The 24,207-nt window shown below is 57.9% G+C and carries 21 protein-coding genes and 1 tRNA gene; 12 read left to right on the forward strand and 10 right to left on the reverse strand.

Going from position 1 to position 24,207, the window contains the following annotated elements:
• The first annotated feature begins 22 nt into the window (after positions 1–22).
• Together HY010_13665 and HY010_13670 are read left to right on the forward strand one after the other, a co-directional pair.
• Positions 23–355 carry an integration host factor subunit beta gene (locus HY010_13665; protein MBI3476775.1) on the forward strand — a complete coding sequence of 111 codons (333 nt, stop codon included), beginning with the start codon at positions 23–25 and terminating at the stop codon, positions 353–355.
• Positions 356–372: 17 nt separating this feature from the next.
• Positions 373–1,044 carry a TIGR02453 family protein gene (locus HY010_13670; protein MBI3476776.1) on the forward strand — a complete coding sequence of 224 codons (672 nt, stop codon included), beginning with the start codon at positions 373–375 and terminating at the stop codon, positions 1,042–1,044.
• A gap of 282 nt (positions 1,045–1,326) precedes the next feature.
• On the opposite strand, the gene HY010_13675 is transcribed toward HY010_13670, so the two are convergent.
• Positions 1,327–2,253, reverse strand: coding sequence for a sugar ABC transporter substrate-binding protein (locus HY010_13675; GenBank protein MBI3476777.1), 927 nt, complete (start codon positions 2,251–2,253; stop codon positions 1,327–1,329).
• Between the two features lie 177 nt (positions 2,254–2,430).
• Between HY010_13675 and HY010_13680 the strand changes: the two genes are divergently transcribed.
• The 4 genes from HY010_13680 to HY010_13695 all read left to right on the forward strand — a co-directional run bounded on the left by HY010_13680 (position 2,431) and on the right by HY010_13695 (position 6,400).
• Positions 2,431–2,506, forward strand: a tRNA-Ile gene (locus HY010_13680).
• 620 nt (positions 2,507–3,126) lie between these two features.
• The gene (locus tag HY010_13685; protein ID MBI3476778.1) at positions 3,127–3,597 is read left to right on the forward strand and encodes a hypothetical protein; all 471 of its coding nucleotides are present in this window, start codon (positions 3,127–3,129) and stop codon (positions 3,595–3,597) included.
• A gap of 117 nt (positions 3,598–3,714) precedes the next feature.
• Positions 3,715–4,539 (forward strand): hypothetical protein, encoded by an 825-nt coding sequence (locus HY010_13690; GenBank protein MBI3476779.1) that lies wholly within the window; start codon positions 3,715–3,717, stop codon positions 4,537–4,539.
• 217 nt (positions 4,540–4,756) lie between these two features.
• Positions 4,757–6,400 (forward strand): IPT/TIG domain-containing protein, encoded by a 1,644-nt coding sequence (locus HY010_13695; protein ID MBI3476780.1) that lies wholly within the window; start codon positions 4,757–4,759, stop codon positions 6,398–6,400.
• A gap of 606 nt (positions 6,401–7,006) precedes the next feature.
• On the opposite strand, the gene HY010_13700 is transcribed toward HY010_13695, so the two are convergent.
• The 8 genes from HY010_13700 to HY010_13735 all read right to left on the reverse strand — a co-directional run bounded on the left by HY010_13700 (position 7,007) and on the right by HY010_13735 (position 14,794).
• Positions 7,007–7,522 (reverse strand): DJ-1/PfpI family protein, encoded by a 516-nt coding sequence (locus HY010_13700; GenBank protein ID MBI3476781.1) that lies wholly within the window; start codon positions 7,520–7,522, stop codon positions 7,007–7,009.
• A gap of 25 nt (positions 7,523–7,547) precedes the next feature.
• Positions 7,548–7,937 (reverse strand): hypothetical protein, encoded by a 390-nt coding sequence (locus HY010_13705; protein MBI3476782.1) that lies wholly within the window; start codon positions 7,935–7,937, stop codon positions 7,548–7,550.
• Positions 7,938–8,082: 145 nt separating this feature from the next.
• Positions 8,083–8,295, reverse strand: coding sequence for a hypothetical protein (locus tag HY010_13710; GenBank protein MBI3476783.1), 213 nt, complete (start codon positions 8,293–8,295; stop codon positions 8,083–8,085).
• An 88-nt stretch (positions 8,296–8,383) separates the two neighbouring features.
• A complete protein-coding gene (locus HY010_13715) occupies positions 8,384–9,244 on the reverse strand; it encodes a diacylglycerol kinase family lipid kinase (GenBank protein MBI3476784.1) in 861 nt (286 codons plus the stop codon).
• 302 nt (positions 9,245–9,546) lie between these two features.
• Positions 9,547–11,160, reverse strand: a complete 1,614-nt coding sequence (locus HY010_13720; protein ID MBI3476785.1) for a peptidase S10 — start codon at positions 11,158–11,160, stop codon at positions 9,547–9,549.
• Between the two features lie 180 nt (positions 11,161–11,340).
• On the reverse strand, positions 11,341–11,931 hold the full coding sequence (locus tag HY010_13725; GenBank protein MBI3476786.1) for an alpha/beta hydrolase fold domain-containing protein: 591 nt from the start codon (positions 11,929–11,931) through the stop codon (positions 11,341–11,343).
• The gene (locus tag HY010_13730) at positions 11,837–12,415 is read right to left on the reverse strand and encodes a hypothetical protein (protein MBI3476787.1); all 579 of its coding nucleotides are present in this window, start codon (positions 12,413–12,415) and stop codon (positions 11,837–11,839) included. The genes HY010_13725 and HY010_13730 overlap by 95 nt, the downstream gene beginning before the upstream one ends.
• Before the next feature lie 126 nt (positions 12,416–12,541).
• Positions 12,542–14,794 carry a glycoside hydrolase family 3 C-terminal domain-containing protein gene (locus tag HY010_13735; GenBank protein ID MBI3476788.1) on the reverse strand — a complete coding sequence of 751 codons (2,253 nt, stop codon included), beginning with the start codon at positions 14,792–14,794 and terminating at the stop codon, positions 12,542–12,544.
• Positions 14,795–15,069: 275 nt separating this feature from the next.
• On the opposite strand from HY010_13735, the gene HY010_13740 reads away from it, so the two are divergent.
• On the forward strand, positions 15,070–16,200 hold the full coding sequence (locus HY010_13740; protein ID MBI3476789.1) for an alanine racemase: 1,131 nt from the start codon (positions 15,070–15,072) through the stop codon (positions 16,198–16,200).
• A gap of 36 nt (positions 16,201–16,236) precedes the next feature.
• On the forward strand, positions 16,237–16,695 hold the full coding sequence (locus HY010_13745) for a RidA family protein (GenBank protein MBI3476790.1): 459 nt from the start codon (positions 16,237–16,239) through the stop codon (positions 16,693–16,695).
• 10 nt (positions 16,696–16,705) lie between these two features.
• On the opposite strand, the gene HY010_13750 is transcribed toward HY010_13745, so the two are convergent.
• Positions 16,706–18,148 carry an amino acid permease gene (locus HY010_13750; GenBank protein ID MBI3476791.1) on the reverse strand — a complete coding sequence of 481 codons (1,443 nt, stop codon included), beginning with the start codon at positions 18,146–18,148 and terminating at the stop codon, positions 16,706–16,708.
• Positions 18,149–18,454: 306 nt separating this feature from the next.
• Here HY010_13750 and HY010_13755 point away from each other — a divergent pair, with 306 nt between their 5' ends.
• The 4 genes from HY010_13755 (at position 18,455) to HY010_13770 (ending at position 24,148) form a co-directional block, all read left to right on the forward strand.
• A complete protein-coding gene (locus HY010_13755) occupies positions 18,455–19,456 on the forward strand; it encodes a nucleoside hydrolase (protein MBI3476792.1) in 1,002 nt (333 codons plus the stop codon).
• 154 nt (positions 19,457–19,610) lie between these two features.
• Positions 19,611–20,330, forward strand: coding sequence for a hypothetical protein (locus tag HY010_13760; GenBank protein ID MBI3476793.1), 720 nt, complete (start codon positions 19,611–19,613; stop codon positions 20,328–20,330).
• A 285-nt stretch (positions 20,331–20,615) separates the two neighbouring features.
• Complete coding sequence (locus tag HY010_13765) at positions 20,616–23,708, forward strand: tetratricopeptide repeat protein (GenBank protein ID MBI3476794.1); 3,093 nt, start codon at positions 20,616–20,618, stop codon at positions 23,706–23,708.
• Positions 23,709–23,782: 74 nt separating this feature from the next.
• Complete coding sequence (locus HY010_13770) at positions 23,783–24,148, forward strand: hypothetical protein (protein ID MBI3476795.1); 366 nt, start codon at positions 23,783–23,785, stop codon at positions 24,146–24,148.
• The last annotated feature ends 59 nt before the right edge of the window (positions 24,149–24,207 follow it).

Raw genomic sequence — 24,207 nt, forward strand, 5'->3', positions numbered from 1 at the left:
CCCCCAAGGGAGTAAAGAGACTATGACAAAAGCGGACCTCATCGAAGAAGTGTCCCGGCTCGCCGAACTGACGCGCAAAGACAGCGAAGTGATTGTAGAGACGATCTTTGACAGCATCGTCCGATCACTGCGCGTAGGCGACAAGATCGAAATTCGCGGATTCGGCAGTTTTCGTACCCGCCAGCGTAAGCCTCGCGTGGGACGCAATCCCAAGACCGGCGATCGCGTGGAAGTTCCGGCGAAGAAGATTCCTTTCTTCAAGCCGAGCAAAGAATTAAAGGACCTGGTCAATCACAGTGCGCTCGCCGCCGCTGCCGCAAATCCGGCGCCGGTCGTTACGCCTCCAACCCAGTAGATCGGACCGTCAGTACGATGCGGCAGGCGTATTTCAATCCCAAGCTCTTTCAGTTTCTGGAACAGCTGCGCCGCAACAACCGGCGTACTTGGTTCCTGAAACACAAACCGGAATTCGAAGAACTCGGACGCCAGCCGAGCCTCCGCTTCATCACCGACCTGCAACTCCGGTTGCGCACCGTCAGCACCTGGCTTGTCGCCGATCCCAAGCCCAACGGTGGATCCCTGTTTCGTGTGTATCGCGATGTCCGCTTCTCCAAGGATAAGAAGCCCTACAAGACTCATGTCGGCATGAATTTCTGGCATGCATCCGCGACTGAGGCCGTGCATGGGCCCGGCCTGTATCTGCATCTTGAACCGAAAGGGTGTTTTCTCGCGGGCGGTATCTGGCAACCGGACCCGCGTTCGCTGGCGCGAATCCGCGATGCCATTGCGTGGCGGCCTGATGAGTGGCGCGCTGCCAAGCGTGGACTCAAGTTAGGTGGCGACACGTTCACTCGCCCGCCCCGCGGCTATTCCGCCGACCACGCACTCATAGAAGATCTCAAGCGCAAGGATTTCGTCGCCAGCATTGACTTCTCGCAAGCGCAGGTGTGTAGCGGAAAATTTCTGGAAGATTTTCTGCGCGCCGCGAAAAAGATGACGCCTCTACTGAAGTTCCTTTCCGAAGCCGTGCAACTCCGCTTCTAGCCACACAATTTTGAAGCATCTTTGAATGTAGAGACGCGGCTTGCCGCGTCTCCGCCGGCAGCGGCATTGCCAAATGCCAAGAGAGAAAGAAGAGAGAGAAGAAAAGAGAGACGAGGCAAGCCTCGTCTCTACCCGAGATTTCCCAGGCCACTTCGGTGCTGCGGTCGCCGCAGATTTGTTTTTGGGTGGCGCAGCGGTTTACCGCTGCGATCGCAGACATCTTTTATGCTGCGGCTTCAGCCGCTGAGGTCATCGTCCCCGACCAAAATATTTCGACAAGTACTAGCGGCCGCTCGCGCGTGCCCGAAGCGCCTGTTGCTGCAAGGCATCAATTTCCGGAATCGATTTGGATGGAGTAAACGTCCGGTCCGGAGGCTGTGTGCCCGATTCAATGGATTTCATCATCAACTCCATCGCATCCCCGGCATTCGGCGGGATAAATACCGTCGCCGCCAGTGTGCCGCGGCGCACCCACTCCTGACCGGTTTTCGGAAGCCCGTCACAACCGAGGAAGGGTATCTTCTGCCAAAGCTCGGGCTGCTTGGCGAAGCATTCTTCAAAAGCCTTGCGCGCTCCCACCGCCATGGAATCATCCTGCGCGCACACGGCGACCATCTGATTGTCGCGCGACGTAGAAAGCCGCAGCCACGAACTGACGGCCTTATAGGCGCTCGCTTCAGTCCAGTGCGCTTTCAGGACGCGCAATTGCACGGTCTCAAGTTTCGTTTCCAGCGTGCCGAACAGCCGTTGCTTGGCAGCCGAGCTTTCACTCGGTCCCTGGACGTAGAGCACCATTCCGCCTCCCGGAGCCAGCGCCGAGAGCTGCCGCCCCTGGATGCGTCCCACTTCTTCGTGATCGGAGGTGAGCGCAAACACGGGGACCTGAAACTGGCGCCGCAGATCGGCAATGTAATCCGCGTCGCGGTTCAACACGACCCAGCCGATGCCCGCCGCCACCGCGGCGCGCGCAACCTGTGGAAGCGTGGTGGAACCCGCAGGTTCAAACAGGATCGCGTCGGGGCGAGGATTGGTAGAAGATTGAATCCGGTTCAGCAACTGCTGGCTCTGCACGATCCCGTCATTTCTCGCGTGGATGATCTCGAGTTCGATCCCACGCTTGATTGCCGTCTGCTTGGCCGCCGACGCCTGTTCGACCTGGTAGTCGTTATCGTCGTTGGTCAGCGACAGCAGAAATCGCGCCTTCTTCATTGCGGACACCTATGTTGCGTAATGGTAGCCCGAAGCGCAACCAGGTGCCTGTCACCAAAGTAACTGGAGTAGCACTAGGAGCCCCCCGGCAAGTCTGATCAGAGCGAGGCGGAGGATCGGGGTCCTCGCCCCTCACACGGAAGCGTCCTCGAAGTTCGTGCGACAATATATGCGTTCGGGCCCATAGCTCAACGGTTAGAGCAGCAGACTCATAATCTGTTGGTTCTAGGTTCAAATCCTAGTGGGCCCACCAGCGAAACTCCCTCCGGCGGGAAATCTGTTTTTGCAGGCTGACGAAATGCCACAGTGGGGGCCTTGCGTAATTTCACCTCTTTGCTCAGAACCCGCAAGGATGGGTGCCCCGCCAAAGACGCGAGAAATGAGGCACCCACCGCTGTCTACGATGCCGCATGTGGCCCACTGGACAAAATCGTGGGCAAGGTGCGAAATTGGTCGGGAGGTGCTGTATGCGCTTCGCACCCATATCGGGTTCTCTGGCGCTCTGGTTGATCGTTTCCTCCTCAGCGAGCGCACAGTCTTCAGCCAGTCAGCCAGCAACTCCATCTCAGCCAGCCTGCCGGGCCTACGCTTTCGTGCAGGAGGCGGACCCACAGCAGTGGATGTCACACTTACGCCACTCCGGTCGTGATCCCGGACGCTGAAATTATGCAGTCAGATTATCGGAAGCTGGAGGCGCTGGATTTCCCTGCAAAAATAACGCCTTGGCGAGATCGGCTGGGCCGCGGCCAATACAACAGCTATCTGGCTGCCTGGCGCGACAATTATAAGAGCCATTGGCAAGGTCTAAGTGCCCAAGAAAAAAAACTCTGGACGCGGCGACTTTATTGGCTAAGACGGCCACAATTCGAGTTTGTGCCTGTTTCCGACGATGATGCGAAGCGAGCGGAAAAATACGTCGCCAAGCATGCTCATGAGTTTCCCGGCATTTGCTCGGACCAGGCAAAAGCGACTTACATTCTGGAGATTGCCCGAATCGTCTTTTCTCTCGAAGGGCTAGTAGCTTCGAAGCCGGCAGCTCCGAAGCTCATCGAAGTGCAAGAATGGCGGGATCGGGGCGCATACGATCCGCAGGGTGGTCCGCCAGAAGAAAGCTATAGCCGCGAGCACCGAGGTGAACCCTCTTCTCCCAGCGGAGCGCCGCATGTCGGGTTTACTTGTGTGTACCTTTACAAACTGGCACATCCCATTGAGAAGGTGCGCCATCCCCGGGGAGACCCCGACTACTATTATTGCCCGTATGGATTTAGGTTTGGCCCTCCGCTTACCGAAATGATGCGATTTGTGTCGCGATCGACTGGTCCTCAGAGCGGCCTGTTTAAGTGAGCAGTGCTTGTCTGGGAGTCAATGAACAAAGGGCAGCGCAAGGCGCAGTTCATCTGCAGGTGGAGCATCACTCGAAGCCGTTGGATTTGTGAGTTTTCGCTGCTCGCTGCAGAGATCATGTTGGTGGCCGTTGTTGCCGGGGCACAGGCAACGTCGATCACACTGGAACCTCCGAACGCAGCACCGGAATGCGCGCCCTGGGCGACAGGAAACCTTTCGCCGCTCCTGCGAACCTGCGAATACGTGGCGTCCCTTCGGCGTTCTCTTCCTGATTTTGTCTGCGAACAGACTGCCGAGAGCGGCGGGCCAGAATACCCAACGGTGGTTATCCATGCACGGGTTTCCTACGAGGATGGACGCAATCAATACACTCATGTTGTGGTCGATGGTCCGTCCGGTTACGGCGAGAAGGTCGATGCCGTCGATTTGATGAGCCTGGTCACGAACCGCAATTTCGGCGCCGAACTGATCGATCTGTTCCAGCCACCGTTCGCCGTTGACTTCAAGGTCCACAACGACGAGATGCTCAACTCGGTCCCTGCCTCGGTGTATCGATTTCATATTCCGGCGGCGAAGAACCAGTTCTGGACCATTGGAGACAACAAGACTACCTTGCATCCTTCGTATGAAGGCGAGTTGTACGTCGACCGGAATAGCGGACGCCCGCTACGAACCGTCGTGCGACTGACCGGTCTGCCAAGATCGTTCCAGATCAAGTCCGCAACCTTCGACACCAGCTACAACGACGTGGACATCGCTGACCTAGGTGTGTTTTTGCTTCCCGCATATTCCGAGGTGAACCTATCGGTTCGCACTCCGCGGCATTTGCGTAGGGAGAACTCGGATTCGGCGTATCGTGTCCGCAATGTGGTGTGGTTTCACGACTGCAAGAAACTCGCAGGTAAGGCGCATTGCATTGGTTGCCTGGTTCCTCCCGAGTAGCTTGCGGGTGGGCCAGGTGATCGCGATGAGTGGGGCACCCTCGAATGTATGGGCCACCCGCCGTGACAGCGTCTACTGACCTGACAATCTGCGAGGGTCCTTTGACGGGAGCAGGGTACTTTGCGATAGAATCTCTGGCGATCAGGGCCCCTCCCCTCCTGCGTACTCAGTTCCAATTCGTAACATTTTGACGTTGAAACAAACTCTAGGAGCTTCGATGCCACTTCTTGCCAGCTTGGGGAAATTTGAAAGCGGAATCTGGAAGCGTTTCTTAGCAGTCGCTGGTGCCACACTCCTCACGGTCGCCGGACTCAGCGCCGGATGCGCCACCGCGCACGCGCAAACCTACACCGATCTGCATGATTTCAGTATTGCGGAAGGGTTCAATCCGCAGCAGCCAGGCGTGTTGGCGCAGGGGCGGGATGGAAACCTCTACGGAACGGTGAATTACGGGGGAACGGGAGCCTGCGGAATGGTCTTCAAGATGACTCCGTCAGGCACTCTGACGCCTATCTACAATTTTGACGGAAATGGGAAATTCGGATGCGATCCTTGGAGCGGTCTCACGCTCGGTACGGACGGCAATTTCTACGGATCAACGTATCTGGGAGGTGCCCATAGCCTCGGCACGTTGTTCAAGATCACACCGGCAGGAGTCCTCACAGTTCTTCATGAATTTGATGGAACCCAAAACGACTCCTCTCCCATCGCACCGCCCGTACAGGGCAAGAGTGGAGCATTCTACGGGGTAACGTCCGTGGGAGCGGCTTACTCCATTACTTCGGCCGGCAAGTACAAGGTCCTCAATCCTTTCATCTATGCGGTGCCCAATGTAGAGGTGCCTCTCTTGCTCGCCAATGATGGAAATTTCTACGGCGTGACCGTCGGTTCGGTTAACGACAAGGGGACTGTCTTCCGAATGTCTGCGAGCGGAGCGGTAAAAATCCTGTATCACTTTGACGGCACGCACGGCAACACTCCCCGGGGACAACTCGCACAAGGCGCGGATGGCCTTCTGTATGGAGCAACGCAGGGTGGCGGCGCGCACGCTTTCGGTGTCGCCTTCAAAATGACCCTCAAGGGCAGTATCTCCGTGCTCCACGATTTCCAGTATCCCCCGGAAGGTGCGGGGCAAGTCGCCGGCTTCGTTTCCGGCAGCGATGGCAAGTTCTACAGCGCTTCTTCAGGGGGCGGAGCCGTCGCCGGCACGTTGTATCAGATCACCAAGACCGGCGCTTTTGCCACTCTGTATAACTTCGACAACACCCACGGCGCCACTCCGTACGCAAACCCGATGCAGCATACGAATGGGACGATTTATGGCCTGGCCAATGCGGGCGGTGCGAACGGTAAAGGCGTCGCGTACAGCTTGAGCAATTCTCTGCCTCGCTTCGTCGCGTTGATGACGACGAGCGGTACGGCCGGCCAAACCGTGCAGATCCTGGGCACCGGACTTACGGGAACTACCAGCGTAAAGTTTGGTTCCGGGTCCGCCACCTTCAATGTTGTCTCCGACAGCTACATGACTGCCACTGTTCCCGCCAACGGAACATCCGGCAACGTAACCGTGGTCACGCCTGCCGGCACGCTCACCAGCAACAAGGCATACAAAATCGCGCCCGTGATCACCGGTTTTTCTCCGCCCAGCGGGCCGGTGGGCTCCCTCGTTACGATTACCGGCTCGGGGTTCATCGGCACAACACAAGTTAAGTTTGGCGGAGTAAAAGCAACCAGCTACACGGTGGATCCGTCGGGCGCCTCGATTACGGCAACGGTACCCGTGGGAGCCAAGACCGGCAAGATCGCGATCAAAACCTCAGGCGGCAATGCCAGCAGCAAGACAACATTCACGGTCACATAGCGGAACGGAAACGAGGCCGGAGCATCACTGATTGTGTTGCTCTGGCGTTATCAAACAACCTAACCGGGCCCCACACATCGCGTACTTTGCAATGTGTGGGTTGCGCCATCGGAATGCGTCAAGATCATGATTATCGATATATCTATTCGCGTTAGGGATCTACCTGTTTACGTCAACAATCCGGCTTGGTAAAGTCTAGTTGACCGACGGCAAGCCGATGACCGATGAAAAGCACGGTCGGACGTTCGTCCCGCCCAGTGACCCTCCACCGAATCCTCTAAATGTTGACGCAAAGGACCCTCTGCGCGAAATTTACGATGGACGTTGGCAGCAACTTCCACTCATTCAAAAAATTGGCGTGACAATAGTATTGGGATTCTGGTTGTTGTTCATCGCGGCCATGGTTTGGGGCGATGGACGAGGTCAATACCTAAACAGGTTGGCACCATTTGTCCTTGTTGCGTCAGTCTTTGGCGCGTTTATTCTTTTATTCAGAAGACGTGGTCAATGAGTGCCGGGTGCCCCACACATCGCGTACTTTGCAATGTGTGAGCAATACGGGGACAGACGGGACGATCCCTCTGATGTCGCCCCCGGTAGGCCTCTCTATTTGGATGTCTTCAGAAGTTCATTGATTTTCTGCCCGAACATCCGCGAACTCTTGGGAGCATTTCCGGTGACAATGTTGCCATCAACCGTGACTCCCGGCCCGGTGTATTCCGCTCCCTGGTTCTCGATGGTCTTGGCTTCCGTTCCGGCAACCGTGGCCTTCTTGCCGTTGAGGACGCCGGCATTTGCCAGGATTACGGGAGCGAGGCAAATGGCGGCAAGGACTTTACCTTGTGTCTGGAATTCTCTTGCGATACGAAGCGCATCGGGGTTTGCGAAGTAGATCTTCGATCCGCCTCCGCCGACAAATACAACAGCGTCGAAGTCTGCCGCGCGCACTGCATCCAGGGAGAGTGTCGCAGTGGCGAAGCCACCCCGGGAACCAGGGCATTTCCCCTTCCTGCTGCTTGCAATTACGGTTTTATGGCCGGCACCTTCCAGTTCCTCTTTGGTAATGAACAGTTCTTCGTCCCGAAAGCGCTCTGGGGCGATGATCATCACGACTTTAGCCATACGATTCTTATCGAGGGGCACCCGCCTAGTTTGCGCTGCCACTCTTCCGCGCTTCTTCGTCCTGGTACTCAATCTTCCGTCCGCTGCGCGCTTCCAGGGCGGCAAGCGTAACGCGAAGAATGTCCTTACCGAGCTCCAGAACCGCGGATTGTTGCTTTCCGTTTTCGTCTTTGTAACCGATCGTCAGGTAATGCTTGCGTTTCTTCGTGATAACCCATCGGCTGACAACTCCGCCACGTCTGCCAACTTTCTGCCCATACTCCAGGCTCTCGATTCGATCATAGGGAATCTGTAGTTTGTTGTTGCCGGAGTCAAACAAGAAGACTTTTTCGTCGCTGGTGGATGAAACTCCTTCGGTTTGCTCTTTGATGGAGCTGAGCGTACCTCCGACGTACATCGTCTTTTGGCTGTCCACGCCTGCCCACAGAGCCTCGAAGCAAAAACACATAATTAGAACAAATAAGAAGGATCGGTTCGTCATGGTGCCTCTCAAGAATTTGAAGTTTTTGGAAGCAGAAATATCTGACAGCCGCGCCCGGAACGTTGCGGCCACGGCTGTTTTAAACCGGCAAGGTGACCCTGTATCTGTGGAGGGTGAGCTGACGGAGGGCTTCGTCGAGTGCGTGTTGCTCCCGGACATCAGCGGCATCCGATCCTAATTCCAAAACCCTGCTGTGGATTACACGGCGAGCGGTCTCGACCAGGCTTTCCAGTTCCGGTCCTTCCTGCTCGCGCATCGCGGCCTGGTAGGGAATCGTCCAGTCGGTATGCATACGTCGCAGTCTAGCCGATGGCAGAAACGGGTGTCAGTGATGCATGTGCCACTCGGATGTGATCTCCATTTTCCCCGCCGAATTCATCTCAAGTTTCGGCGATCACGCGCAGAGCTCCGCGCTCGACCCTAATCTCCACTGGCGTCTCGCATACATATTCGCCGTCCGCGTAAATTTCTACCGGCGCCGGTGAATCGACGAAGACACGTTCGGACTGCGAGTATTCGACTTCTTCCAGTTCCAGATGCCGCCCGAAATACACCGACGGAAACAGGCTGAGCAGTTTCAATCGATTCAGGGGATTCACCATGCAGAGGTCGAGCTTGCCGTCGTCCATCAGCGCGCGGGGAGCGACGTGCATTCCGTCTCCGAAGTAGGGTGCATTGGCGAAAGCGGCCAGCAGCAAAGGTCTCGGAGTCTCCGCGGGGATGCCGCCGTTCGCAGTGATGCGAAGGTGGATCGGCGAAAACTGAAATATCGTGGGGACGAGTCCGAGAACGTAGCCGCCATGGCGGCGTAGCCAGCGCGGCATGCGGTTCGCCTTGCGGGCGACGGCGGTATCAATCCCGCATCCGGCGACGCAGCAAAAATAGTGTTTCGCCTCTCGGTTGCCCCTTTCGGTAATCGTTCCAAGATCAATCGAGCGGACGTTCCCCGCTCCCGACTCGAAATTACGCCACGCTCGCAGCGCGTCACGCACGCTGTTCAGATGGAGTGCACGAGCGAAATCATTTCCACTTCCCGCTGGGACTACCAGCACCGGAAGTTGCAGTCGCACCAGAGCGGGGAGGTGTCGATGAATCGTGCCGTCTCCACCAAAAATGAGGATGGCATCCGCGTTGTTCGAAGATGCAGGAACGCCCTCGATCCATTCCGTAGAAGAATCATCACGAAACGATCGCAGATTCGCCGAGGATGTGCCCAGCCCGAAAATAACCGCAGCGCGCATAAAGAGGTCACAGGTACTGGGCAGGTCACGGAACTGATCAATACTCTGTCCGCGACCGATAAGGGTGTTGCGTCACCCTCTTGTAAAGTTGCGAGGTAAGTCGCGACGTTCTAGAGTCGCGTCACCCTCTTTGTAAAACTGTCATCCCGAGCGGAGCGAGGGATCTGCAGTTCGCCACCACAATGCAGATCCCTCGCTTCGCTCGGGATGACAGACTCTATAAAATCGGCCAGAAACCAGAAACCAGAAACCAGAAACCAGAGTCCTAAGACCTGACACCAGACACCTGTTCCAATCCCCACCTATTTCGCCAGACACTTCTCCATAAAGTCGACCAGGTCTTTCTTCATCTTCGTATGTTCCGCGCGATCGATGTAGACCATGTGTCCGGCTTCATACGTTGCGTAGGACACGCTCTGGCGATACTTGGCGCCCAGGTTGAGGTGGTCCATGGTCCAGTCGGCGGCTGCGAATGGAGTAGCCAGATCGTAGTGGCCTTCCATGACAAGGATCTTCATGTACGGATTCTTGATCATCGCCGAGCGCAATCCACCAGCGGTGCTGGGGAATCCTTCCGACGCGCTGCCCCATTCCCACCGCTGGAACGCGGTTTCATCGGTCGGGAACACGCGATACGGCATGTCAGTCTTGTAGCCCAGTTCGCTGCGGACATAGTGATTGAATACCGAGGTGTAAGGCGGCATCACGGCCGACCCGGAAGGATCGTAGTAACCGCGCTCTTCCGGATCGCCACTCGTGAATCGTCCATCGAGGCGTCCCACGATCAGTTTCTGGTCGATCAGCAATTCTTTCATGAACGTGGGAACATCGATGCGCAGATTATTATTTTCGACTATTTCAGGACGCAGTCCGGTGTAGCGTGCCAGTTGGTCCACGACTTTCTTGCGTTCTTCTGCTGACATCGCGTCGCTCTTGCCAAGCGCGACCAGATAATCGTTCATCGCCCAGTGGACAACTTCCTGCCGTGTCTTCGTCATGTCCTGGGTGAGATCGGCGGCAAGCTTGTGATGGTAGCCGGCGATCGTGCTGAACGTAGGCAGCAACAATACGTAAGGCAGGTCGTTGGATTTGTTCCATTCGAGCGTCTGAAAATCGACCGCCAGCGAAAGCAGGGTTACGCCGTTGAAGGAGACCCCGCGATCGGCGAGATAGCCCGCAATGCCCGCGGCGCGCGTGGTTCCGTAGCTTTCGCCGAGCAGAAACAGTGGGGAATTCCAGCGGTCGTAGCGCGAGAGGTAGAGCCGGATAAATTCTCCGAAGGCCTGCACATCGCCGCGTACACCGAGAAATTTCTTCGTGAGTTCGGCGGTCGCAGCTCGCGAATAGCCGGTAGCCATCGCGTCGATCATCACGAGATCGCTCCGGTCGAGCAAGGTGGCAGGATTATCTTCCATGCGATACGGTGCGGCCGGCATGAATCCATTGGATTCGAGCACGACCCGCTTCGGGCCAAGAGCGCCCATGTGCAGCCAGATCGACGCCGAGCCCGGTCCGCCATTGAACGCGAACGTCAAAGGGCGCTTGCCCGCGTCCTGGCCATCGACCGTGTAGGCGACGAAAAACATTTCGGCTTCGACCTTGCCGTCGCCGCGCTTGATGGGCAGACGCCCGGTGGTCGCCGTGTAGTTGAGTGCTTTTCCGTTTACCGTGATCTGGTGATGCGTGACGATAGGCGAAATTTCGCTGACGTCGAAGTGTTCGTCCTTGTCGATTGCTTCGCCATCTGATTTCGGCGACTCGGCAGGTTTGGCGCTCTCGGCAGTTTTGTCCGGCGCTGGCGTCGAAGGCGATGCTTGCTCTTTCTTATCCTTCTTTTCTTTTGCGGCAGGCTTGGCTTTGTCAGCAGCCTTGTCTGGCGACGGCTGATCCTGTTGTGCAATGCCCGTTGCAGCCATGAACACGCTGATCATCAGCGCGAGAACGATTCGCATGAGAATACTCTCCCCTTTGAGGTCACGGGTCCCAGGTCTTGGAAGTAAAAGGCTCGATGTCCTGAGACCCAACACCTAGGACCTAACACCTGCATTTAGATTCTTGACTTCCTAGCTATAGACGCGGCTAGCCGGGTCTGGTTTCTACTTTCCGAGATGCTTATCGAAAAAATCAGCAATCATGTGATCCGCTTCAATCGACTCCGGAAGCTTGAACTGATTCCAGAATGCATGGGGGAGCGCGTCGAATACGACCAGTTGCGACTCCACGCCGGCGTGCAGAAAGGCACGATGAAAGTTGACCGTCTCGCTCAGGAGAAGATCGCGCTCGCTGGTGAGAAAAAAAGTCGGCGGCATCCCCTTCAGATCGCCATAGATTGGAGACAGAATCGGATCACGAGGATTCGTCGAACCGAGATAGGGATCGCTTGGATCCCTCTTGTTCGGTACGCTGAGTGGCCCCGACAACCCCCAGAGCCCGAAGATGGCTGCCGAATCTCCCCACTGGCTCAAATCTCCGCTGCCCGAAAAAATGCCTAATGCAGCCGGCAGCGGTATGCCTAACTGCTTGAGCCGGGCCGCGACCTCGCCGGTCAGGACCGCGCCTGCCGACGTGCCATACAGCGCGATGTTCCGCGGCTTATAAGTCTTGAGCAGTTCCTTGTATACGGCCACGGTGTCGTCGACGGCAGCAGGAAATACGGCGTCCGGCGACAAGCGGTACAACACCGCCACCACTTTTGTTTTCGTCAGGCTCGCAATCGGAACGGTCTCGGCGACTGATCCCCAATCCGCCTTGCAAGCCACCTCCGTGCACGTTGATCAAAACGCGATCCTGCTTCTCCGCAGGAATACCGGGCGGCGTGATGATGCGGACAGGCACGCCCGCAATTGCTTCCCTGGTGAGCGTGGTTGGATACATCGCCTGCATATCCTTGGCGAGCGTTTCCTGCCACTTTTCCGCGTGGGCGCGATTGTCGGCGACAGACGTGTTGTCAGGAGCGTCGGATCTCGGCTGGCTCAGCCACTTCTGCGCTTCTGGACTGATCGTTCTGGGCACCGGCACGACGCGCGTCACGTGCGCTGTACCTTTTTCATCGATGGTGCTGGAGTCGGTGGTGGGGATGTCGCGCTCCTGGCATCCGGCAACGGCACACAGAAGCGTGAATGGCACAAACCAGTGGCATCGCGGCATAGTGATCTTTCGCTGGCCGAGCATTATACCGTTCGACTACTGGAAAGCGACGATACGAATAAGGAGAGTGATTGGCGCGGGGGTCGGATCACCGGACGGTGCCCATTCGCGAAGGAACGAGCACCATCCGGCAACCGTTGATGACGAAATTTATTGCAGCGCAACTTGTTGCTTCAGGCCCAAGTCCTTCGACGAACCGCCGACCGCGAACGTGTATTGTCCCGAAACTTGCTTCCAGCCGTTGGCCGCTTCATCGAAGACCTGCAGATATTGCGGATCGATGTCGACCTTCACCTCGCGGCTTTCTCCCGCTTTCAACTGCACGCGTGCCCAGCCCACCAGGCGCTTCGGTGGTTCCTGTGCGGCGTCTGGGAGCGTGGCATACACCTGGGCGATTTCAAGCCCGTCGCGCTTGCCAGTGTTGGCGAGTGTGAACGTTACCGAGGTCTTCGCTCCCGGATTCACTTTCAGTCCCGTATAGCGATAGCTCGTGTAGGACAGTCCATGGCCAAAGGGAAACTCGACGGCTTTGTTTTCCGCGTCGTACCACTTGTAGCCGACCTTCAAGCCTTCGTCGTAGTGAACCGAGTACTTGGACTGCATGTGAGCTGGGCCATTATCAACTCCGTTGCCTTGGCCCTGGTCCTCGGCAGGAAGTGGTTCGATCACCGGACGCGGCAGGTCTCGATCACTCTTCGGGAACGTCACTGGCAATTTCCCAGACGGATTGACATCGCCGAATAACACATTCGCGACCGCAATGTGTCCACGGCTGCCCGCATACCACGCTTCCAGGATGCCGGCGACTTTGTCGGACCACGGTGCCGTGACCGGGCCGCCCGTTTCCAGCACAACGATGGTGTGCTTGTTCGCCGCCGCGACTTGCGCGATCAGCGCATCCTGATTGTCGGGAAGTGAGAGCGTGGGAAGGTCCATACCTTCCGACGTCCACTGGTGAACAAAGACGATTGCGACATCAGAGTTCTTCGCCAGCGCAGCTGCTGCCGCCGGATCCTGTCCGGAGTTGAATTCCACTTTCGCATTCGGCAACCGCGACCGCACCGCTTTCAGCGGAGAAGTCGGGAACCAGGTCGGCACCAGCCACTGCGTGGCGCCTTTGCCCGGAGGCATGATCGCGTTGCCTCCCGGGGGATCGACTTGCGCCGAGCCTCCTCCGGAAATCATCCCCACATCTGAATGCGGCCCAATCACTGCGACGGACTTCATCTTGGCTGCGTTCAAAGGCAGCACACCGTCATTCTTCAACAGCACGATGCTTTGTTCTTCCAGGTTCTGCGCAATCGCCAGCCCGCCTTCAACGTCGACGACACTCTTCTGTACTGGATCGTCGATGATCCCCGAAGCGAACTCCGAACGCAGCACGCGTCGCGCATGATCGTCGATCTCCGACATCGGCACGCGTCCCGCTTCGACTGCCTCTTTCAACTTGGGGCCGAGGAAATCTCCCATCGGCTGTTCCTGATCCAGTCCCGCTGCCGAAGCCTTCTCGGTGCTGTGCGTACCGCTCCAGTCGGAAAGCACGAAGCCTTTGAAGCCCCAGTCTTTTTTCAGGACGTCGGTGAGCAGGTAATGGTTCTCGCAGGCATAGTCGCCGTTCACGCGGTTGTAGGAGCACATCACCGCGGCCGCTTCCGAGATCTGCAATCCAATTTTGAATGCCAGCAGATCTGTTTCCTGCATGGCGCGCTTGGAGATGATCACGTTGACGATGTTGCGCCCGGTTTCCTGATCGTTGAGCGCATAGTGCTTCATGTCTCCGACTACGTGCGCTGACTGAGTGCCCTTGGCAAGATTTCCGACCATGGTTCCAGCCAGGATGGGATCTTCACCCATGTATTCGAAATTGCGTCCGTTGCGCGGCTCGCGCGTCAGACACACGCCGCCGCCGAGAGACATGTTGAAGCCCTGTGCGCGCAGTTCGCGCCCGATCAAGGCTCCGTATTCATGCGCGGCTGCCGGATTCCAGCTGGCAGCGAGGCCAAGCGTGGAAGGCAATGCCGTCGAGTACCGGCCATTCTCTCCGCTGCTGCGCACGCCGTAAGCCGCGTCAGAAATTACCAGGCCGGGAATACCGAGACGCTCGACACCTTGCACGTATCCCGCCCCGCCGTTCGTAAGGTGGGTGAGCGGCATCTGCCATATGTCGGCATGCGCCATCCCGTTGCCGTGGAGCAGATTAATTTTTTCGTCCAAAGTCATCTGTTTCAGAACCATCTCGGCGCGGACATCCGGCGAGAGGCTCGAATCCATCCACGGCCGCGGCTGTGCGGCATCGGCTGGAGGCAATGCAGTCTTAGGAACGAACACGGAGGTCTGTCCGACCGCAGCCGGGATCAGGCCCAGGATGAGTAGCAGAGTACGCACAACATGCGAAATTTTCATGAGAGTAGGAGGCCCCGCCTCAACTTAGAAAATCGTTTATCTTCTGGACGAAATACATGCTATCAGGGTTCCGGGGACGCCGTAAATCGGATTACTCGGGGTGGGCTGGCCGCCTCGGCGCGCACGCGGCAGGCAGGGAGAATCCATCGTTGCTATCCGTCCGAAGTCGTCCCCTTCCGTAGTGAGGGTCTGAGCAGTGCAACAAGAAGAATTCCCCCTGAAATAGTTAAGGCGATATTCTAGGCGTGCTTCAACTCGACAGGGGAGAACCCACGGTGGCGGCTTCGCATTCCAAGCAAGGATTATCCATCTACGATCTGGACACACCCGCCACGCTCATCGATCTCGATCGCCTGGAAAGAAACATCCGCGAGTGGCAGGCAAGCATGGACGGGCACGGAGTCAAGTTCCGGCCGCACATCAAGACGCACAAGATTCCTGAGATTGCCCGGATGCAGGTTGCCGCTGGTGCAGTTGGGATCGTCTGCGCCAAGGTAAGCGAAGCCGAACCATTTGCGGCTGCAGGCGTCGAAGACATCTGCATTGCGTATCCGGTCTTCGGCGAGGTGAAGTGGCAGCGCATCGCCGAGTTGGCACGTAATACAAAGCGAGTCACAGTGAACTGCGACTGCGAAGAAGCTGCTCGCGGCTTGTCAAAGGCGGCCGCCAAGGCCGGTGTCACGATCTACCTGCAGATCGATATCGACAGCGGATTGCATCGGGGAGGTGTTCCCAATGACGACCCCGTTGCGATCGAGAAATTGGCCCGCGTAATCGAATCGCTGCCGGGCCTGAAGTTTTCAGGAATCACGACCTACCGGTCGAGCGGCTTTCCGGGGGCTCCTTCTCCCAGGGATGCCGGACACGCTGAAGGGCGATTGCTAGTGGAAGTTGCCACGCAGCTTCGCAACGCCGGAATCGAAGTGCACGAGGTCACTGCGGGCAGTACTCCGACGGGAAAGTGGGTCGCGGAAGTGGCAGGTGTCACGGAAGTGCGCGCCGGCAACTATGTCTTCAATGATCTGATGCAGCTAGGCAACAGCATCGCGGACGAAAGCCAGTTGGGTTTGTCTGTCCTGTGTACCGTCGCGAGTCACAATCAGGCCGATCGCCTGACCATAGACGGCGGCTCGAAGACGTTCAGTGGTGACGCCGGCGGCGTAGGCTCGGGACGAACTGCCCCCGCGGCGATTGCGCGGGCGGTGGATCGAAAAATCTTCGTCGAGCGCCTGAACGAGGAGCATGGAATGGCGCGTACCGAGGAGAAGGTGACGCTGGGTGAGAAGATTCGTTTCTTTCCCTACCACGCCTGCACGTGCGCAAACCTCAGCGACGAAATCATCGGCTTCCGGGGCGAGCGGGTGGAGGTGGTGTGGCCCGTCCGGGCACGTGGACTTCGAACGTAGACGCAAGAATGAATTTTGTATGGGAGAGGATTGCTGATGGCCAAGTACGTGATTCAAGCCAAGGGCGGACAACCACCGCAAGGCGCTTACTCGCAAGGCTGGCGCGCCGGGGATTTCATCTTCGTAACAGGAACCGGTCCGGTCGATCCGCAAACCGGCAAGCTGGCGGGCGAGACGATTGAAGAACAGACCGAGCAGGTCATCAGCAACATGGAAACTGTACTTGCAGCCGATCGCGCCTCCCTCAAGGATGTCGTGAAGGTGACCGTCCACCTGAGCGACACCGCGCTGTTCGCGCGTTACAACTCCGTTTACGCCCGCCGCTTTGCGCCGCCGTATCCAGTGCGTACGACCGTGGGGAGTGATTTACGTCAGTTGCCGGGCATGTTGATTGAGACCGATTGCATTGCCTACCTTCCGCAACGAAAGGCTCGCTCTCCGAAACCCAGTGCACGTGCGAAGAAAAAGAAGAGCAAGCGCAGCCGCGCGAAATAAGAAAAGTGCTTCAGCCTTTTAGGCCGCCCGACGGGGCGATCCCGGCGCGCGATTTGCGGAAGTAGAAATAGAGTGGAAGTCCGGCTGCGATTAAGACCAGGCCGACGGTAGATTCCAGCGGGCGAGTACGAATCGTATTCCACACCAGCCAACTGGCTACCAGTACGAACACCAACGGCATGAACGGGTAGGCCACAGTTTTATAGGCCCTCTCGGCGTGCGGCATCTTGCGCCGGAGCGTGAACACCGAAGTGGTGACCAGCGCATAGAAGATCCACGACGCAAACACCACGCAGTCCGTGAGTTGATCGTAAGTTCCGGAGATGGCCAGCAAACTCGCCCATATTCCCTGCAAGACAATCGAGAAGACCGGAACGTGTGTGGCTCCACTGACGCGGCCAAATGGAGCGAAGAACAGGCGGTCGCGCGCCATCGCATAGGGCACTCTCGCGCAGGAAAGGATGGTGCCGTTCAGAGCTCCCAGCGTCGAGATCACGAACACCAGCGAAACCAGCGTCGCCCCGTAGCGGGCCAGAAAAGTCTGGGCGGCCTTGGCGGCAATTGGCAGCGCATCGCGATAGGTTGTGGAGTTCGAAGTCAGGACACTCGAAAAAGGAAGAGCGTAGAAGTACGCGAAGTTTGCCGTGCAGTAGATCACGACCACAATCACCATGCCGATGATGAGGCCGCGCGGAACATTGCGGGTCGGATTCTGTACCTCTCCGGAAACCATGGGCATCTGATTCCAGCCTTCGTAGGCCCAAAGCGCCGCCAGCATCGCCGTGCCGAATGGAGCCAGGCCGCTCCAGGACCGGACGCCCTCCGGCCGCACGAGATGACTGAGACTTCCTCCCTTCGAAAAAATGAAGATGCCGCCGACGATCACCGCAATGCCGGTAACTTTGAGGACCGTCATCAGGAGTTGGACTCGTCCGCCCAGCACGACGCTGCCGCAATTCAACGCCGACAACAAGAAGATCACACTGAGCGCCAGCACCTGCTGTGTGCCGAATCGCCAGACCAAGGTCTGGCCGAACGCGTGGTAGGTGTACTCGGCCCAGAGCCGGTTGATCGGGAGGATCGCCACCAGAAACGTTGCGAAGCCCACGGCCAGGCTGGCAATCGATCCGGCTGAGCCCATCACGAATCGCATCCATCCGTAAAGAAAAGCAGGACCCTCGCCATACGCTTCGAGCAAATACGCGTATTCTCCTCCCGCCCGCGGCAAGAGTGTGCCCAACTCGGCGTAGGTGAGCGCTCCCGCCATGGAGAGCAATCCGGCAACCACCCAGGCCCAGAGCACGAGGCTGGGCGATCCAACCGTTTGCGCCATGACGGCCGCCTTCAGGAAGACGCCGGTGCCGATCACAGTTCCGACGACCAGAGAAATCGTGTGTGTGAGGGTGAGTCCTCGACGAAGTTGCGGATCGGACTCGGTGCCGGAGCGGCTCATATCGATTGGAGGACGGTCTCGAAAGCCAAATGGTAGCAGCGTCGGGGAAGTATAGGGCGGGGACGTTCAAAACGACAAATGCCTCGGTAGGCGTTCAGCAAATCGGAGATATGTTCCACGTGGAACATTTGTACTGGCTCTGGTGTATGTACGACGGTGTGCTTATATTCTCGCCAAAGAGAGGCATGCGAACTGGTTAGGGCGTATGGAGGGCGGAGCCGGTGCTGCCCACTTCTCGCAAAGGGCGTGAGAAATGGGGCAACCCGCCAATCGCACGTACAATCTGTCTGGATGTTGGAGGCGCTTTTGTCCGCTAACAGAACTACTCGAAGATGGACGTGGCAGATTTGCGCGGCGTTGGCGGTTGGGTTGTGGGCTGGGAGTTTGCCGGGCGAGGCCAAGGTTTCTGCGATTCTCTCCACGGATGTTGGCAACGAAGTCGATGACCAGTGGGCGATTGCTTACCTGCTGGTGAATCCGGAGTTTGATGTGCTGGGCATTGTCTCGGCGCAGGCTCCGACGGTTTCTCCTCCCGCGGCGCATACGACTTACCTGGCGCTTTTGGATGAGGTCGAGAACCGGCTGAAGATGACGAGCCATCCGCCGCTGTTTGAGGGGGCGAGCCTGCCGCTGGTTGATGCGAAGACGCCTCGTCTGAATGCCGGCGTGGACTTCATGGTGCAGGCGTCGAAGAGCTTTTCGAAAGAGCGTCGGCTCACCGTGTTCACCATCGGCGCGGCTACGGACGTGGCTTCCGCCATCTTGAAAGACCCCTCGATTGTCGATCGCATTGTGGTAGTGGCGATGGGGTTCAACAGTTGGCCGAAGGGTGGCGAAGAATTCAACGTGTCGAATGACGTCAGCGCATGGCAGGTGATTCTGCGGTCGGACGTGCCGGTGGTGGTTGGGTCCGGCGATGTTTGTCGCGCACACCTTGGCCTGACGCTTGATCAGGCTCGAGATTTGATCGGCAAAGAAGGGCCCGTCGGCCAGTGGCTGTGGGATGAATATCTGGCTTGGTACTACCGGCACGTCAAGCCGATGCGGAAAGACGATTTCTCGAAGCCCTGGTTCATCTGGGACATCATTACGATGGCGTATAGCCTGGGGATGACCAGTCAGGAAATCTATCCTCGGCCCACACTACGCGACGACGAGGAGTTTGAGCATTTGCAGACGGGCAAGACGATCACTTGGATTACGTCCGTGGATGAGAAGCGGCTGTGGGCTGATTTTGTCGTCAAACTGGACGCTTACCAAAGAACCCATTCGGTCGGTCAGGGAGATGGCAGAGGAGTTCTGCCTTAGCGGGTTGCGGTTTGGTCAGGTCACTCGCCATAGAAGGGCCAAGTTACACGAGGCCTTGGAGCCGACAGGGTTATCTAGTCAGCCCGTAGTCGCGCTGTATGGTACCCTCGCCCCTGTCGTCCATCGGCACATTTAACGCCACGGCAGGTGCAAATTGAAAACTGATCGTTGGTTCTACAGCGCTGCCGGCGCTACCTTTCTCGTACTCATGCTGGTAGGCTTCCGTGCGTTTGTCACTCGCGGCATGGGCGATGGCGGCCGGGTGATCGACCCCGGCATTTTCCGCCTCGATCTTATCCACGGCCTCGCCATTGCGTCGTGGTACGTACTGTTCTTTGTCCAGTCCCTGTTGATGAGCGTGCGCAGTCGTGCGCTTCATTTCAAGCTGGGCTGGAGCGCAGTCGCGATTGGCCTGGCGATCGCCGTCACCGGTCCGTGGGTTGCCATCCGCTCAGTGCAGATTACCCCACCAGACTTCCACTTCTTCGGCATGCAATATTCCCGGTTCCTGCTGGTGATGCTCACCGAGATCGCCCTGTATGCCGCCTTCGTGACGATTGCAATTTTCGTCCGCAAGAAGCCGAGGATCCACCGGGCTTCCATGCTCCTGGCCAGCCTGTGCCTGTTGGCCGGCGCCACCGCCCGCATGTCATTTCTGCACCCGGTTTTCGGCGCCACGGGCTGGGTCGGACTTTTCGGCCCCGTCTTCTGCCTCGGTGCGGTGCTCTTGCTCATTCGCAGCGTCATGATGCGCGGCGTCGATCGCTGGTTCGCCGCAGGATATGCCTGCTGGGTCATCCTCTTCATCGCGTCTACAAAACTGGCGCTGACAGAGGCATGGAGCTCGTTGGCCGCGGCAATTCTCAAAATCTAGATACGAACAGCAACCTCAGGATCTGAACTGATCAAGAGAGACTCTCCAACTAGTCCGAGCCGATCCATGTAGCCCAGCCCGTCCCCACTCGTACACTCCCCTTTGGTAATCCTTAGTAACCATACGGTTCTTACCGAGGAGCCTTACAATGAGCCATGTCGCGACCCTGTTTCGGAGGGTTGCGGGTGTTTTGCCGGGAATGTCCGGTGACATCAGGACCCGTTCGGTAGCGCTCCCAGGAATCACGGGCGTTCAACGGGAATCAAGGCTGGAGTCCGCACTTTTATGGCGTTTGGTTTCGGCTTCAACAAACAGAAGCTTCTCGGTACTGCGGAAAAGTTTGTCCAGCAGGGCAAGCTGCAGAACGCCATTTCCGAATACGAGAAGATCCTCAAGAACGATCCTAAAGATCTCACCGTCAATAATACGGTTGGCGATCTCTATGCCCGTCTGGGCGACACCGCAAAAGCCATCGAGTGCTTCAAGAGTGTGGGCGATGCTTACGCCGCGCAAGGGTTCACGGTTAAAGGCATCGCGATGTACAAGAAGATCACGAAGATCCATCCGAGCGTGGACGGATCTTTGAAGCTGGCGGAACTCTATACCCAGCAGGGCCTGTTCAACGACGCGCGCGCACAGTATCTGCAGGTTGCCGAAGACTTCATGAAGAATGGAGACTTCGAGCAGGCGGTCCGGCTGTTCCAGAAAGTTCTGGAAATGGATCCGGAAAACGTCGCGATGCGGATCAAGCTCGCTGAAGTTTACGTTCGACTCGGGAAGAAGACCGAAGCCTGGGAAATTTTCAGCGCAGCGGCAGAGTCAGCCCGCTCGCGCGGTTCGCTGGCGGCTTCCGAAGAAATTCTGCAACGCATGTTGGCGCTTGATCCCGGCAACAGCTATGTCCTGTTGCTGCGTGGACGCGCTGCCCTCGAAGCGGACGATCCGAAAAAAGCGATTTCGTTCCTGGAAAAGGCTTCCGACCTCGATTCCCATCCCGATGGTTTGCGCGATCTGCTGAAAGCCTGCCTGCAAACGGGACGCCTGGCACAGGCGGTTCCGCTCGCGGACAAGTTGCTCACCGTGCACAACGATCCGGAGGGCCAGTTCCTGCTCGCCGAAGGTTGCGCGCACAACGGGCAGTATCACCAGGCGCTCGACGTCTACACGCAACACGCGGATCGGTTGATGGCCACCGATTCGACCAAACTTCTTTCCAGCCTGCACACCATGATTACGCATGTGCGGGACGACGTCGGCGCACTCGACAAGCTCCTGAACCTGCTCAATAAAGCGGGCGAGAGCACGCACGTTGGCGAAGTTACGGAACTTCTCGCGCATGCCGCGGTGAAGGGTGGCGACTATCTCCGTGCGCGCGATCTGTATCAGATGTTGGCGACGCTCGAACCGCAGAACTCGGTGCACTTACAGAACTATCAGCAGGTGCTCACCCACATTGAAGCCGAATCTCCGGCGCGGTTGATCACCGCCGAAGAGGGTGCGGTGATTGTGGAAGAGCTGGAAGCAACCGCGCCGGTCATCGACCAGGTGTATCCGGATGACATCGCGATAGCGGTGCGGTCTGCGATTACGGATGCCGATTTGTTCCTTTCTTACAACCTGCCGGACAAGGCGGTTGTGCCCCTGCTGGGTGCGTTGCCGCAGGCGCCGCACGATGTCCGCCTGAACCAGCGGCTGGCGGCGTTGCATACTCGCTATTTGCGTTTCACGGAAGCGGCCGTGTGTTGCCGGACGCTCGAAAGCGCCTATCACGAAGCTGGATTCCCCGATGAAGCGGTCCGCTACGGAGAACTGGCTGCACGTTACGAAGAGCGAGCGGCCACAGCAACGGCTGCGAAAGCGGTGCCCGCGTCGGCGGCTGTTGCGAACGCGTCGGCATCGGTGGCTGCTGCTGCAGGAAGCGCTGCTGCACCTCCTTGGCCCGTCGAACAGCCATCTTCTTCGGAATACGGCTTTACCGTGGAAGCTCCGATCGATCCCGCCGGCGAATTTTCGGTGACGGATTCGGTGGAAGTGGCACACGGGACCGAGGACCTGTCGTCCGAATGGGCGATCACGGATACTTCGGCGGAAGAAGCGACCGAGGATCAGCCGCCCGTTGCAGAAGAAGCGGTTGCGTCCGCGGATGGACCGGTGGCGGTCGATCCGGAAGAGCGGGCATCTGAAATCGCGGAAGTGGTCGAAGAGATTCGCTTCTATCTTGAGCATTTCATGCGCGACCAGGCGCAGGCAGCCTTCGCCCGTCTGAAATCGCTGACTGACGATCGCAGCATCGTGGATGCGGTACGCCTGCAGATCGAGGCGGCGGGAAGCAAGGGAGCGGCCGAGGCCGAGCCTGAAGTTTCCGAAGTTGCCGAAATCAACGCCGACGAACCGAACGACTTTGAAATCGAAGTGGAATCTGCCACTTCTTCCGAACTCGAGATTCCGCAGGAACCGCTCGTAGGTTACGACCACGCAATGCCTGCCATGCAGGAAGTCGCGGCAGAAGCAGAGGCCGAACCGGTCGCGGAGGAAGTCGAAGTTGTTGAAGCAGTCGAGTCGGACGATTTGTCCTCGTTCGTGTCTGACCTGGAAAAATCGCTGGGTGACGGCTTCCCGACGGTTGAAGAGAAGCCTGCTGCTCCGGCAACGAAGCAACCGATGGCCGCATGGCCACAGACTGCTCCTGCGCAGCCCAAGCCGGTTCCGCCCGCAGTATCGGCGCCTCCAGTGCAACGCATCCCGGCGCCGAAACCCGCTCCGGAGGTTGCCGCTGAAATTCCGGCTGCCCGCGAAGTTGCGGCGCAAGAAACCGCCGCTCCTGCTGCCAGTGCCGCAGCCGCAGGTGCGGGATCACCGCTCAGTTACAGCCAGACTCCCGTCCGTCCGCTAGGCGCGGGTGCGACGGCGATGCATCCGCAGGACAGCGTGGATCTGTCGCAGATGTTTGGCGAACTGAAGCACGAACTGGAAGAAGGCTCGACCAACGTCGATGATGGAGATCCCGAGACGCATTACAACCTGGGCGTCGCGTTCCGCGAGATGGGCCTGCTTGATGAGGCGATCGCGGAATTGCAGAAAGTTTGCAGTGCCATCGATCGTGGCCACGAGTTCTCGCAGATCGTCCAGACGTATACCTGGCTCGCGCAGTGCTTCATCGACAAGGGCGTGCCGGACGCGGCGATTCGCTGGTTTGAAAAAGCGCTGACCATTCCCGGACTCGACCAGGAAGCGAAGCTGGCGATTCACTACGAGCTCGGAAGTGCTTGCGAACACGCGCAAGACAAAGCCGCTGCCTTGCGTCATTTCACTGCCGTTTATGGTGGCAACATCGATTATCGCGACGTCGCCGAGCGCATTCAGGCCCTGAAGTCGTAGAATGCAACAGTGGGGCGAACTCTTGCTCTGGGGATGCCCTCGGGTCTCTCACCCACATCACAAATACGTACGCGATGATTTCCGACCCCAAGTTGCCCCTGGCACGCACGTCTACCGGTCTGCCGGAACTCCAGCCTCAACCACAGGCGCCGGAGCCCGAGACTGCTCGCGATTCCGCTTCCCGGCCGCAACCATCCGCCCTCCACATCTGGCTTCGGCGTGTGGGCGTTCTGTTCTTTGTGTTTCTGTGCGCGACGATCGGCGTGATGATGATGATTCTGCCCTGGCGTACGGAGTGGGCGGAGAATCATCTGCTGATGCGGTATCCCACGCTCCTCACAATATTCGCGAGCGGGTTTACGCGCGGCGTTTGCACCGGCTTGGGCGTTTTGAACGTCTGGATCGGGTTCTGGGAGGCAATTCAGTATCGAGAAGATTGATGCACGTCGTTCGTCCTTCGCCATTGGCTGGTCCGCAAGGCCGAACACGAATGGCGAAC

This window comes from Acidobacteriota bacterium, from assembly GCA_016196065.1.
GTDB lineage: Bacteria > Acidobacteriota > Terriglobia > Terriglobales > Acidobacteriaceae > Acidiflorens.